Consider the following 14,516-nt stretch of genomic DNA (forward strand, 5'->3'; position numbering starts at 1 on the left):
GCTGAGATGTGATGGGGAAGGGAATTTATTCCTGAAGTATCTGATTCCACGCTGCCAAGAAAAGTCTCTATCGAGGATATTGGTGCCCGTACCGCAAACCGACACAGGTAGGTGAGGAGAGAATCCTAAGACCATCGGAAGAATTGTTGTTAAGGAACTCGGCAAATTGACCCCGTAACTTCGGGAGAAGGGGTGCCTACGTAAGTAGGTCGCAGAGAATAGGCCCAAGCAACTGTTTAGCAAAAACACAGGTCTCTGCTAAAGCGAAAGCTGATGTATAGGGGCTGACGCCTGCCCGGTGCTGGAAGGTTAAGGGGATTACTTAGCGCAAGCGAAGGTATGAACTTAAGCCCCAGTAAACGGCGGCCGTAACTATAACGGTCCTAAGGTAGCGAAATTCCTTGTCGGGTAAGTTCCGACCCGCACGAATGGCGTAATGATTTGGGCACTGTCTCAACAACACATCCGGCGAAATTGTAGTGCAAGTGAAGATGCTTGCTACCCGCGATTGGACGGAAAGACCCCGTAGAGCTTTACTGTAGCTTAGCATTGAATTTCGGTATTGTCTGTACAGGATAGGTGGGAGACTGAGAAACATGGGCGTCAGCCTGTGTGGAGTCATCCTTGGGATACCACCCTGACAGTACTGAGGTTCTAACTGGAGGCCATGAATCTGGTCACAGGACATTGTTAGGTGGGCAGTTTGACTGGGGCGGTCGCCTCCAAAAAAGTAACGGAGGCGCCCAAAGGTTCCCTCAGCGCGGTTGGAAATCGCGCGAAGAGTGCAAAGGCAGAAGGGAGCCTGACTGCGACACTTACAAGTGGAGCAGGGACGAAAGTCGGGCTTAGTGATCCGGTGGTACCTCGTGGGAGGGCCATCGCTCAACGGATAAAAGCTACCTCGGGGATAACAGGCTGATCTCCCCCAAGAGTCCACATCGACGGGGAGGTTTGGCACCTCGATGTCGGCTCGTCGCATCCTGGGGCTGAAGTAGGTCCCAAGGGTTGGGCTGTTCGCCCATTAAAGCGGCACGCGAGCTGGGTTCAGAACGTCGTGAGACAGTTCGGTCCCTATCCGTCGCGGGCGTAGGAAATTTGAAGGGAGCTGTCCTTAGTACGAGAGGACCGGGATGGACAAACCTCTGGTGCACCAGTTGTCACGCCAGTGGCATCGCTGGGTAGCTATGTTTGGAAGGGATAAACGCTGAAAGCATCTAAGCGTGAAGCCCACCCTGAGATGAGATTTCCCATAACTCGCACGTAAGTGCGATGTTAGTAAGACTCCTGGAAGACCACCAGGTTGATAGGTTAGAGGTGTAAGCATGGTAACATGTTCAGCTGACTAATACTAATAAGTCGAGGGCTTGACCTAAATAATTAAAAATAACGCGAAGCTTCGGACGTAAGGAAGAAGACTAATTCACTGTGCAATTTTCAGAGAATATTTATATTCTCAATCTGGTGATTATGGCATGAAGGTAACACCCGTTCCCATACCGAACACGAAGGTTAAGCTTCAATGCGCCGATGGTACTGCAGGGGTGACCTTGTGGAAGAGTAGGTTGTCGCCAGGTCAATACATGGATCTTTAGCTCAGCTGGTTAGAGCTACCGGCTCATAACCGGTCGGTCCGGGGTTCGAGTCCCTGAAGGTCCACCAAATAACAGTCCTATTAGGACTGTTATTTTTATTTCACTAAAAATAATGGAGCTAATATATAGTTACATAATATTAAAAATGATATGGTTTTATTAACATAAATAGGCGAACACTTGTGGATAATGTGAATTCATTTGACATAACTGTTAATATTAAATGCAATATATTTATGAAAGTGAAGTTATAAAGCTAAGTTTAATATTTGAAATTTATATTTATTTATATTGAAAAAAGATTTACATATAATATTTATGTAAATCCTTTTTTTATTCAAGGATGGTATATTTCAAAAAATAATACAATCATACATATATTAATTTATATGGTTAGCTAATTATGAAATATATAGTAAAATATTTTTTTAACAAACGTTACTAAAGCAAAAATCACGCAGACACCTATTCACGTGTGTCAGCATAGTTAATTATTAGATTATTAGAGTAATATATAGCAAATTAATAATAATTCTATTATATAAATGGTAGGTTAAGTATAGAATTTTATTATTATGATAGAATACTCCTTGTAGTCACGAACGAGTAACTATAAAGATTGATAAGTTAACATTTAATATTCTAAAATGTTTAAAAGAAATGTTGACAAAATAAGAAATACCTAGTAATATAGTAGAAGTCGTCATATGATGACAAAGTAAATTGGTCTTTGAAAATTAAACAGAGAAATAGGTAAAGATAGCGAAATAATATTTCGCTAAACCAGTTAATTACTTTAGTATAAAGTAAAATTTAGTCGTAAGACTAAAAGTATGTAATGAGCTTGCGTAACAACTTAACAGTTGTCGCAGATTAATCATTTCAACTAAAAAAGTGTAAACTTTTAAATTGAGAGTTTGATCCTGGCTCAGGACGAACGCTGGCGGCGTGCCTAACACATGCAAGTCGAGCGATGAAACCTTTCGGGGTGGATTAGCGGCGGACGGGTGAGTAACACGTGGGTAACCTGCCTCAAAGAGGGGAATAGCCTCCCGAAAGGGAGATTAATACCGCATAATATGTTTTGGTCGCATGATCGAAACATCAAAGGATTTTTCTTCGGAAAATTCCACTTTGAGATGGACCCGCGGCGCATTAGCTAGTTGGTGAGGTAACGGCTCACCAAGGCGACGATGCGTAGCCGACCTGAGAGGGTGATCGGCCACATTGGAACTGAGACACGGTCCAGACTCCTACGGGAGGCAGCAGTGGGGAATATTGCGCAATGGGGGAAACCCTGACGCAGCAACGCCGCGTGAATGATGAAGGCCTTCGGGTTGTAAAGTTCTGTCTTCTGGGACGATAATGACGGTACCAGAGGAGGAAGCCACGGCTAACTACGTGCCAGCAGCCGCGGTAATACGTAGGTGGCAAGCGTTGTCCGGATTTACTGGGCGTAAAGGATGCGTAGGCGGACATTTAAGTCAGATGTGAAATACCCGAGCTTAACTTGGGTGCTGCATTTGAAACTGGGTGTCTAGAGTGCAGGAGAGGTAAGTGGAATTCCTAGTGTAGCGGTGAAATGCGTAGAGATTAGGAAGAACACCAGTGGCGAAGGCGACTTACTGGACTGTAACTGACGCTGAGGCATGAAAGCGTGGGGAGCAAACAGGATTAGATACCCTGGTAGTCCACGCCGTAAACGATGAATACTAGGTGTCGGGGGTCGAACCTCGGTGCCGCCGTTAACACATTAAGTATTCCGCCTGGGGAGTACGATCGCAAGATTAAAACTCAAAGGAATTGACGGGGGCCCGCACAAGCAGCGGAGCATGTGGTTTAATTCGAAGCAACGCGAAGAACCTTACCTAGACTTGACATCCCCTGCATAACCCAGAGATGGGCGAAGTCCTTCGGGACAGGGTGACAGGTGGTGCATGGTTGTCGTCAGCTCGTGTCGTGAGATGTTGGGTTAAGTCCCGCAACGAGCGCAACCCTTATCATTAGTTGCTACCATTAAGTTGAGCACTCTAGTGAGACTGCCCGGGTTAACCGGGAGGAAGGTGGGGATGACGTCAAATCATCATGCCCCTTATGTCTAGGGCTACACACGTGCTACAATGGTGAGTACAAAGAGATGCAAGACCGCAAGGTGGAGCCAAACTCAAAAACTCATCCCAGTTCGGATTGTAGGCTGCAACTCGCCTACATGAAGCCGGAGTTGCTAGTAATCGCGAATCAGCATGTCGCGGTGAATACGTTCCCGGGCCTTGTACACACCGCCCGTCACACCATGAGAGTTGGTAACACCCGAAGTCCGTGAGGTAACCGTAAGGAGCCAGCGGCCGAAGGTGGGATTGATGATTGGGGTGAAGTCGTAACAAGGTAGCCGTAGGAGAACCTGCGGCTGGATCACCTCCTTTCTAGGGAGTAGATGTATTGACTTCGGTCGATGCAATAGAAGAATATTAATTTGTTCTTCAAAAATATCTATTGTAATTAATCGTACCTAGTTCTCTGTTTAATTTTGAGAGACTAATTTTATCTAACTCTTAGGAGTTAGATAATGAATAGTTTTTCTTAAAATGTTCTTTGAAAATTGCACAGTGAAAAAAGTTGTTTTAAAAAAATTAAAACTACGCAAGTAGTTTATAAATTAATTTAATACAATTTCGCAAAATTAATATAACCGTCTATGTAAATAGACAGAATCAAGGTCAAGCTACAAAGGGCGCATGGCGAATGCCTTGGCACTAGGAGCCGAAGAAGGACGCGTTAAGCTGCGATAAGCTTTGGGTAGGCGCAAATAGCCTGTGATCCAAAGATTTCCGAATGGGGGAACCCACATAGTAACAACTATGTACTGCATACTGAATAAATAGGTATGCAGAGGTAGACCCGGGGAACTGAAACATCTAAGTACCCGGAGGAAGAGAAAGAAACATCGATTTCCTAAGTAGCGGCGAGCGAAAGGGAAAGAGCCCAAACCCAGGTCTTTGATCTGGGGGTTGAGGATAGATCATAAATACTGCAATTCCTTAATTGAAGATAGCTGGAAAGCTGCTCCGCAGAAGGTAATAGGCCTGTAAATGAAAAGGAAAAACAGTCAGATCTAATCCAGAGTACCACGAGACACGTGAAACCTTGTGGGAAGCTGGGAGGACCACCTCCCAAGGCTAAATACTACCTAGTGACCGATAGTGAAGAAGTACCGTGAGGGAAAGGTGAAAAGAACCCCGGAAGGGGAGTGAAATAGAACCTGAAACCGTGTGCCTACAACCGGTCGAAGCACTTTATATGTGTGACGGCGTGCTTTTTGTAGAACGAGCCAACGAGTTACGATATGTAGCAAGGTTAAGTACTTAAGGTACGGAGCCGAAGGGAAACCAAGTCTGAATAGGGCGCATAGTTGCATGTCGTAGACCCGAAACCGGGTGACCTATCCATGGCCAGGATGAAGCGGAAGTAAAATTCCGTGGAGGTCCGAACCACGTTGGTGTTGAAAAACCATGGGATGAGCTGTGGATAGCGGAGAAATTCCAATCGAACTCGGAGATAGCTGGTTCTCCTCGAAATAGCTTTAGGGCTAGCGTCGATTAATTGAGTAATGGAGGTAGAGCACTGAATGGGCTAGGGGCTGACAACAGTTACTGAACCCTATCAAACTCCGAATGCCATATACTTTTATTTCGGCAGTCAGACTGCGAATGATAAGATCCGTAGTCAAAAGGGAAACAGCCCAGACCATCAGCTAAGGTCCCAAAGTGTAAGTTAAGTGGAAAAGGATGTGGGATTTCTAAGACAACTAGGATGTTGGCTCAGAAGCAGCCACTCATTTAAAGAGTGCGTAATAGCTCACTAGTCAAGAGATCCTGCGCCGAAGATGTCCGGGGCTAAAACTTACCACCGAAGCTATGGGTGTACACAATTGTGTACGCGGTAGAGGAGCTTTCTGTACTGGCTGAAGTCATACCGTAAGGAGTGGTGGACGGTACAGAAGTGAGAATGTTGGCATGAGTAGCGAGAGTTAAGTGAGAATCTTAACGGTCGAAAACCTAAGGTTTCCTGAGGAAGGCTCGTCCTCTCAGGGTTAGTCGGGACCTAAGCCGAGGCCGAAAGGCGTAGGTGATGGACAATCGGTTGATATTCCGATACCACCAATGGACGTTATTAGAAATGGGATGACGCAGGAGGATAAGATGTGCACACTATTGGATGTGTGTCTAAGCATTTAGGCGGAGCAGACAGGCAAATCCGTTTGCTCTTAACGCTGAGATGTGATGGGGAAGGGAATTTATTCCTGAAGTATCTGATTCCACGCTGCCAAGAAAAGTCTCTATCGAGGATATTGGTGCCCGTACCGCAAACCGACACAGGTAGGTGAGGAGAGAATCCTAAGACCATCGGAAGAATTGTTGTTAAGGAACTCGGCAAATTGACCCCGTAACTTCGGGAGAAGGGGTGCCTACGTAAGTAGGTCGCAGAGAATAGGCCCAAGCAACTGTTTAGCAAAAACACAGGTCTCTGCTAAAGCGAAAGCTGATGTATAGGGGCTGACGCCTGCCCGGTGCTGGAAGGTTAAGGGGATTACTTAGCGCAAGCGAAGGTATGAACTTAAGCCCCAGTAAACGGCGGCCGTAACTATAACGGTCCTAAGGTAGCGAAATTCCTTGTCGGGTAAGTTCCGACCCGCACGAATGGCGTAATGATTTGGGCACTGTCTCAACAACACATCCGGCGAAATTGTAGTGCAAGTGAAGATGCTTGCTACCCGCGATTGGACGGAAAGACCCCGTAGAGCTTTACTGTAGCTTAGCATTGAATTTCGGTATTGTCTGTACAGGATAGGTGGGAGACTGAGAAACATGGGCGTCAGCCTGTGTGGAGTCATCCTTGGGATACCACCCTGACAGTACTGAGGTTCTAACTGGAGGCCATGAATCTGGTCACAGGACATTGTTAGGTGGGCAGTTTGACTGGGGCGGTCGCCTCCAAAAAAGTAACGGAGGCGCCCAAAGGTTCCCTCAGCGCGGTTGGAAATCGCGCGAAGAGTGCAAAGGCAGAAGGGAGCCTGACTGCGACACTTACAAGTGGAGCAGGGACGAAAGTCGGGCTTAGTGATCCGGTGGTACCTCGTGGGAGGGCCATCGCTCAACGGATAAAAGCTACCTCGGGGATAACAGGCTGATCTCCCCCAAGAGTCCACATCGACGGGGAGGTTTGGCACCTCGATGTCGGCTCGTCGCATCCTGGGGCTGAAGTAGGTCCCAAGGGTTGGGCTGTTCGCCCATTAAAGCGGCACGCGAGCTGGGTTCAGAACGTCGTGAGACAGTTCGGTCCCTATCCGTCGCGGGCGTAGGAAATTTGAAGGGAGCTGTCCTTAGTACGAGAGGACCGGGATGGACAAACCTCTGGTGCACCAGTTGTCACGCCAGTGGCATCGCTGGGTAGCTATGTTTGGAAGGGATAAACGCTGAAAGCATCTAAGCGTGAAGCCCACCCTGAGATGAGATTTCCCATAACTCGCACGTAAGTGCGGTGTTAGTAAGACTCCTGGAAGACCACCAGGTTGATAGGTTAGAGGTGTAAGCATGGTAACATGTTCAGCTGACTAATACTAATAAGTCGAGGGCTTGACCTAAATATATAATTAAAAGTAATGCGATATACTTCTTTCGTAAGAAAGAAGCGAGGCTTTGAGCGTGAGCGAAAAGACTAATTCACTGTGCAATTTTCAGAGAATATTTATATTCTCAATCTGGTGATTATGGCATGAAGGTAACACCCGTTCCCATACCGAACACGAAGGTTAAGCTTCAATGCGCCGATGGTACTGCAGGGGTGACCTTGTGGAAGAGTAGGTTGTCGCCAGGTAAGAAAAAAACCGCTAAGTTATACTGAGGCCGCTGAAAAAAGCACTCTTTATTTAGTAGAGTTTTCAAGCTTGAATAGAAAAAGCATGAGATGTCCATATTTTGGATATATCATGCTTTTTATTTTATAATTAAGTTTTAAAAGCCCTATTTCCTGCTTTTCAACTTAATTATTCTCTTTAGATTCACAGTGAAGATTGATAATGCACCTTGCATTTGCATGCTAATTAAGCCTGACGATATTGCTACATCATAGCTATGTTGGTGCTTAAGTTCACTGTTTTTAGCCTCTATCATATAACGTTCCCTAGCTCGTTTTTTAAAATATTCACTTTTTTCGAACTCTATTTGATCTTTGTGAGTATTTGACTTTATTGAAACTGAATAAGTTTTAGATTTAGCGCCTTCTTTATAACACCCATCTTTATGAACACAATTTTTACACTTTTCTACATTAAAATAGTAGGTTAGCACTTGATTTTTACCAACATTCTTCTTTCCCTGTTTTGCTTTTTTAATAGCCATATGACCTGCCGGACATACAAATAAACCAGCATCTTTATTAAACTCAAATTCATCTTCTTTTTTTCGCATTCCTTGTGAAATTACAGGATTTAGTCTTGAAATTAATGCAATTTTATTTTCTTTTGTATATTCTAGGTTTTTCTTTTCAGAATAAGCTGTATCTCCAATTACTTCATTTACATCTATACCAGCCTCACGGCTTTTTTCTATTAAGGTTATGAGCTCCTTTCCATCACTTTTTTCGCCAGTTGTAATAACAGCTGCTGTAATTAAACGTTCTTCACTCATAGCAAGGTGTGATTTATATCCAAAAAAAGAACTATCCTCAGTTTTATGCCCCACTTTTGCATCCTCATCTTTTGATATTTTTAGATTTTCTAAGTCATCATTAATAGCTTCCATTAAGTAGTTTAATTTAGTTTTCACAGCTGGATTTGCTGCAGTTTCTGGCTTCTCGTTTATGGTATCAATTAATAATTTGCAGTACTCAAGAATATCTTCAAGTACTCCAGTTGTAACTTTATTAGGTAACTCTTCTTTAATACCAGGATGTACTCCGTACAATGTTTTTCTTAAGTTTTTTGCACGTTTCAATAATTCCTCGCTTGCTGACTTTTGGTTATAACGTGACTTGGTATGCGTAGCATCAACTATTATTGCTTTACTTTTTAAAACTCCCTCTTTTATAGCAAGTTCTACAGTCTTGTTTATTAATAAATCCAATAAATTCATGTCTTTAAGGCGAAGCTTTCTAAATTTAGTTAGTGTACTTGAGTTTATTAAATTTGTTTCTTCTGGGGCTAAATTTAGAAAATATTTAAAGGACATGTCATAAAGAGTTCTTTCAACAACATCTTCATCAGACAATTCATATATTACTTTCAAAAGTAAATATTTAAATAGCATTATGGGGTTAATAGCACCTCTACCCATAGATGAACTATAGTTAATCATCAATTCGTCATAAACAAATGAAAAGTCAACAAGGTCATTAATTTGCTTTAAAATGTTATCTTTCGGAATAATTAACGAATATAAGCTATGGTATGTATTTATTTTTATTTCCAATTGTCCTTTTAGCATAATAGTTTAGCCCCTTTTATTTTATTCTACTATACTAATTCGACATATCTTTTAAAATTCCTTTTTGTTTTTTAGTCTTTTATATAAAAAAATCGCCATCTTTAATTAGATGACGATTTTTCATATAGTTTTTCAGTGGCCTTGTTATACTTAGCGGTTTTTATTTGTACGCCTGAAATTGGCGCTTACCTGTCGGTGAAAGTCCGATGCGGGGGAATGGTACCAACCGTTAGATTAAGACAAGGGTGTCCACCGTGAGGTGGAATCTGGAGGAAGTCGGCAGCAAAACTCTGGATAGAAAATTGTAGGGGATATATCAATGCTGGATATACATGGGCAGTAGATATCGATATCTCTAAGGGACAGTGCTCGCAAAGTGTAGATTTACAACGTTAAGCTAATTATTTACAGTTAAGCATTGATATATCTAGGGTTTAATCACTAAATGATAAAGCTCTTATTTTTTTGCTCAAAATAAGTTAGCTAAAGTACAATTATAGTATTGATAATACTAACTAAGTGGGGGATAAAAATGGAAAATGATAAAAGGAAGGAAAATTGTAGATCCAATAAAAAGTAAAAGAGAAACCCAGGTAGTAAAAAATTATCTATCCGGAAAAATTTAAGAGGTTATACTATAAACAAAAAGTTTTTCCTATAAATCAATCTATGAAAAAGCTATGACGGATATTATAAACTGCCAACATAAACAGCCCTATGCTAAATATTGGGGAAATGGCAGTACTTCGTCGTCAGATGGTGTAAGAGTTAAATCGGCAATTGAAGCTTTAAATGAATGCTATAACCCTCATTATGGCTTAGAGAAAGGTGTGACAATGTACTCAGCTGTAAGTGATCAGTATTTAAGATTTGGAATAGGTATTATAAATACAAATTCAAGAGATGCAATTCATATAGTTGATATAATTCTCAACTATAAAATAGAACTTGAGATTGAAGAACTAGAGTAAAGCAATTAGGAGCAGGCAGATTATTTAATAATCTGGCTGTATTCATAGTAACAGAAACTATTTATTTTTTATAAGTGTAATTGACTTTAACCTTAGGGGAAGGTTTATTATTGTATTTGAGGATAGATGAATATGAAAGGAGGATGAGTTGGATTTATGCTTTCAATTGGAGAGTTTTCGAAGATATGTCAAGTGTCCACCAAGACACTTAGGTATTATGCAGAGATTGGTCTAATTAATCCGGAAGAAATTAATCCAGAGAATGGATATCGATATTACTCTATAAAACAGTTAGAAACAATGCTTCTTATTAAGCGTTTAAAATCGTATGAAATTTCATTAGAAGAAATAAAAACCCTTTTACAATTAGAAAAAGATCAGTTTGAAGAAAAATTAATAGTGTTGTTGAATAAAAAGAAATATGATATTCAAGCAAAGGTAACAGCCTATGATATAATGCTGCAACAACTAAGTAATGATATACAAAATCTTCAAAAAGGTGAATCTGTATTTAGCAATATAAAAGATTTAGATATTATGCTTGTAGAAGTACCGGCTATGTATATTTTATCAATTCGTAAATTAGTAAGTATAGAAGAATGCAATTTAGGATATGACGTATTTTTTAATCAATTGTATAAAAGAATAGCAGAAGATGGTCTTACAATGATAGGTCCGCCAATGACTATATATCATAGTGAGGAATATTTATTTGAAAGGTATGATATTGAATTTGCAATTCCAATTAAAGAATATGTCACCGGTACAAAAGATTTTAATCCGGGATTGTGCATTAAAACCCGACTTAAAGGAGCCTATTCAGAAATTACTTCAGTATATGCAAAGCAATATGAATGGGTAGAACAAGAAAGATATTGTGTGGCAAAACCTCCATTTGATGTTTATGTAACAAATCCTCTGGAAACTGAGAGACCGAAAGATTTTATCACAGATGTGTATTTACCCGTGAAGAAGGTTTGATTAATGTGAGGAGGAAATAATGTGTTTAAAAAAGAATACTTTCATGGTGATCTAGAAGAAGTAATAGCAAAGAAATATAAAAATATAGCAGGTATTGTTGTTGTGAAAGATAGCAACACGATTTATGAAAATTATTTCAATGGTTATAGAAGAGGAGATACAGTTCATGTTGCTTCGGTAACAAAAAGTGTATTATCTGCACTGATAGGAATTGCTATTGATAAAGGATTTATAGAGAGTGTAAACCAAAAGGTGCTGGATTTCTTTCCAGAGTATGATAGCACACTCGTAGATAGTAAAAAGCAAGAAATAACGATAAAACATCTTATTACAATGACAGCACCATATATTTATAAGCGAGAACCTTTTAAAGAATTATGTAGTAGTTCAGATTGGGCAAAATATGCGCTTGATTTATTAGGCGGAAAAGATGAGTGCGGTACATTCAAGTATTCTACAGCCGGAGCGCATTTATTATCTGTAATACTTACAAAAGCAACCGGAAAGACAGCAAGAGAATTTGCAAATGAATATTTATTTGAACCAATTGGAATGAAACAACCGCCAAATTATGAAATGACTACTGCTACCTATATGGATTTTATTAAGGGTAAGAATGTTTGTGGATGGGTATCTGATCCTAAGGGGAACAGTACCGGTGGTTGGGGAGTTACTTTATCAGCAGTTGATATGGCTCGATTTGGACAACTCTATTTGAATTATGGAAATTGGAATGATAAACAGATAATTTCAAGAGAATGGATTGGGGAATCTCTACAGGATAATTCAAATCATTATGGATATCTTTGGTGGCTATTTAAAGAAGATGAATTTGCGTATTGTGCTATTGGGGATGGAGGTAACGTGATTTGTTGCTTACCAGAAAGAAATATGGTAGTTGCTATTGCTTCTAAATTTATGATGCTACCAAAAGATAGAATGAAATTAATAAAAAATTATCTGCTGCCATTATTAGATAAAGAAAAAAGTATATAAGTATAATCTCCACGTCAAATTCCAATTTGTAGAGTTAATGTAACATAAGTTTAGATTCAGTTCTGTCGTATCTTTCTTATTTTATGTCATTCCATACCAGCCATAAAATAGTAGTCTGTTTTTGATTTATAGTTCATCAAAAATGGAGAGTAATATCTTGTAGCTGTTTTTTCACGAATCGTTTCAATACCCCATATATTTAGTCTATCAGAGTTTTGGAAGTCGAAATGGACTTACTTGTTTTGGAAAAGTTGGAATACTCGGAGTATTGATTGAGAAGCTATTTACTTTTATAAGTGGAATAGTTATTATGAAGAATCATGTAAATATATTAACATGACTATTAGTAGCGACGAATTTTGGTAAGCTGTACAAAGGTCTTATAATATTAAACAGAGTATCTAGAACATTAGTATAAATGATACTTACCCATGTGTATCAGGATGCGGAATATTGAATTATTTAGACTTATATGTAGAAATATGAATATAATCTAGCTAGAGTACCTATGTTGTGAAATTATACTCTTATTTATATGATAGAATACTCCTTGTCGTCACAAACGAGTGCACGATAAACTAAGTGTTGATAACTATTTAATATGTTTTCAAATGAAAATAAGTTTTAAAAAGTTGTTGACAAAATAAGAAATACCTAGTAATATAGTAGAAGTCATCACATGATGACAAAGCAAATTGGTCTTTGAAAATTAAACAGAGAAATAGGTAAAGATAGCGAAATAATATTTCGTTAAACCAGTTAATTACTTTAGTATAAAGTAAAATTTAGTCGTAAGACTAAAAAGTATGTAATGAGCTTGCGTAACAACTTAACAGTTGTCGCAGATTAATCATTTCAACTAAAAAAGTGTAAACTTTTAAATTGAGAGTTTGATCCTGGCTCAGGACGAACGCTGGCGGCGTGCCTAACACATGCAAGTCGAGCGATGAAACCTTTCGGGGTGGATTAGCGGCGGACGGGTGAGTAACACGTGGGTAACCTGCCTCAAAGAGGGGAATAGCCTCCCGAAAGGGAGATTAATACCGCATAATATGTTTTGGTCGCATGATCGAAACATCAAAGGATTTTTCTTCGGAAAATTCCACTTTGAGATGGACCCGCGGCGCATTAGCTAGTTGGTGAGGTAACGGCTCACCAAGGCGACGATGCGTAGCCGACCTGAGAGGGTGATCGGCCACATTGGAACTGAGACACGGTCCAGACTCCTACGGGAGGCAGCAGTGGGGAATATTGCGCAATGGGGGAAACCCTGACGCAGCAACGCCGCGTGAATGATGAAGGCCTTCGGGTTGTAAAGTTCTGTCTTCTGGGACGATAATGACGGTACCAGAGGAGGAAGCCACGGCTAACTACGTGCCAGCAGCCGCGGTAATACGTAGGTGGCAAGCGTTGTCCGGATTTACTGGGCGTAAAGGATGCGTAGGCGGACATTTAAGTCAGATGTGAAATACCCGAGCTTAACTTGGGTGCTGCATTTGAAACTGGGTGTCTAGAGTGCAGGAGAGGTAAGTGGAATTCCTAGTGTAGCGGTGAAATGCGTAGAGATTAGGAAGAACACCAGTGGCGAAGGCGACTTACTGGACTGTAACTGACGCTGAGGCATGAAAGCGTGGGGAGCAAACAGGATTAGATACCCTGGTAGTCCACGCCGTAAACGATGAATACTAGGTGTCGGGGGTCGAACCTCGGTGCCGCCGTTAACACATTAAGTATTCCGCCTGGGGAGTACGATCGCAAGATTAAAACTCAAAGGAATTGACGGGGGCCCGCACAAGCAGCGGAGCATGTGGTTTAATTCGAAGCAACGCGAAGAACCTTACCTAGACTTGACATCCCCTGCATAACCCAGAGATGGGCGAAGTCCTTCGGGACAGGGTGACAGGTGGTGCATGGTTGTCGTCAGCTCGTGTCGTGAGATGTTGGGTTAAGTCCCGCAACGAGCGCAACCCTTATCATTAGTTGCTACCATTAAGTTGAGCACTCTAGTGAGACTGCCCGGGTTAACCGGGAGGAAGGTGGGGATGACGTCAAATCATCATGCCCCTTATGTCTAGGGCTACACACGTGCTACAATGGTGAGTACAAAGAGATGCAAGACCGCAAGGTGGAGCCAAACTCAAAAACTCATCCCAGTTCGGATTGTAGGCTGCAACTCGCCTACATGAAGCCGGAGTTGCTAGTAATCGCGAATCAGCATGTCGCGGTGAATACGTTCCCGGGCCTTGTACACACCGCCCGTCACACCATGAGAGTTGGTAACACCCGAAGTCCGTGAGGTAACCGTAAGGAGCCAGCGGCCGAAGGTGGGATTGATGATTGGGGTGAAGTCGTAACAAGGTAGCCGTAGGAGAACCTGCGGCTGGATCACCTCCTTTCTAGGGAGTAGATGTATTGACTTCGGTCGATGCAATAGAAGAATATTAATTTGTTCTTCAAAAATATCTATTGTAATTAATCGTACCTAGTTCTCTGTT

General features: G+C 41.3%; 4 protein-coding genes, 1 tRNA gene and 6 rRNA genes (1 of these 11 only partly in view). 10 read left to right on the top strand and 1 reads right to left on the bottom strand.

What is annotated here, in order from left to right; all coding sequences use genetic code 11:
* The 6 genes from ACWJKS_RS00030 to rrf (ACWJKS_RS00055) form a co-directional block, all read left to right on the top strand.
* Nucleotides 1–1,372, top strand: a 23S ribosomal RNA gene (locus ACWJKS_RS00030); it begins 1,554 nt to the left of the window's first position.
* 85 nt (nucleotides 1,373–1,457) lie between these two features.
* Nucleotides 1,458–1,574: ribosomal RNA gene (rrf, locus tag ACWJKS_RS00035) — 5S ribosomal RNA — on the top strand.
* Between the two features lie 8 nt (nucleotides 1,575–1,582).
* Nucleotides 1,583–1,659, top strand: a tRNA-Ile gene (locus tag ACWJKS_RS00040).
* An 838-nt stretch (nucleotides 1,660–2,497) separates the two neighbouring features.
* Nucleotides 2,498–4,015: ribosomal RNA gene (locus ACWJKS_RS00045) — 16S ribosomal RNA — on the top strand.
* Between the two features lie 292 nt (nucleotides 4,016–4,307).
* Nucleotides 4,308–7,233: ribosomal RNA gene (locus ACWJKS_RS00050) — 23S ribosomal RNA — on the top strand.
* 116 nt (nucleotides 7,234–7,349) lie between these two features.
* Nucleotides 7,350–7,466 (top strand): 5S ribosomal RNA (gene rrf / locus ACWJKS_RS00055).
* Together the 16S, 23S and 5S rRNA genes with 1 tRNA gene alongside form the textbook arrangement of a ribosomal RNA operon.
* A gap of 146 nt (nucleotides 7,467–7,612) precedes the next feature.
* Here the strand turns inward: rrf (ACWJKS_RS00055) and ACWJKS_RS00060 are convergent.
* Nucleotides 7,613–9,073: an IS1182 family transposase gene (locus ACWJKS_RS00060; RefSeq protein ID WP_462959746.1), complete on the bottom strand. Its 1,461-nt coding sequence runs from the start codon at nucleotides 9,071–9,073 to the stop codon at nucleotides 7,613–7,615.
* A 665-nt stretch (nucleotides 9,074–9,738) separates the two neighbouring features.
* On the opposite strand from ACWJKS_RS00060, the gene ACWJKS_RS00065 reads away from it, so the two are divergent.
* The 4 genes from ACWJKS_RS00065 to ACWJKS_RS00080 all read left to right on the top strand — a co-directional run bounded on the left by ACWJKS_RS00065 (nucleotide 9,739) and on the right by ACWJKS_RS00080 (nucleotide 14,417).
* Nucleotides 9,739–10,044 carry a transposase gene (locus ACWJKS_RS00065; protein WP_224579132.1) on the top strand — a complete coding sequence of 102 codons (306 nt, stop codon included), beginning with the start codon at nucleotides 9,739–9,741 and terminating at the stop codon, nucleotides 10,042–10,044.
* A gap of 156 nt (nucleotides 10,045–10,200) precedes the next feature.
* Nucleotides 10,201–11,025, top strand: a complete 825-nt coding sequence (locus tag ACWJKS_RS00070; protein ID WP_462960200.1) for a MerR family transcriptional regulator — start codon at nucleotides 10,201–10,203, stop codon at nucleotides 11,023–11,025.
* A 21-nt stretch (nucleotides 11,026–11,046) separates the two neighbouring features.
* On the top strand, nucleotides 11,047–12,021 hold the full coding sequence (locus ACWJKS_RS00075) for a serine hydrolase domain-containing protein (protein WP_462960201.1): 975 nt from the start codon (nucleotides 11,047–11,049) through the stop codon (nucleotides 12,019–12,021).
* 878 nt (nucleotides 12,022–12,899) lie between these two features.
* Nucleotides 12,900–14,417 (top strand): 16S ribosomal RNA (locus ACWJKS_RS00080).
* Nucleotides 14,418–14,516: the final 99 nt, after the last annotated feature.

This window comes from Clostridium sp. CM038 (genome assembly GCF_055081105.1).

Excerpts from the sequence above, each read along its gene's own strand:
- ACWJKS_RS00060 (WP_462959746.1), bottom strand. The coding sequence starts at position 9,073 with ATGCTAAAAGGACAATTGGAAATAAAAATAAATACATACCATAGCTTA.
- ACWJKS_RS00070 (WP_462960200.1), top strand. The coding sequence starts at position 10,201 with ATGCTTTCAATTGGAGAGTTTTCGAAGATATGTCAAGTGTCCACCAAG.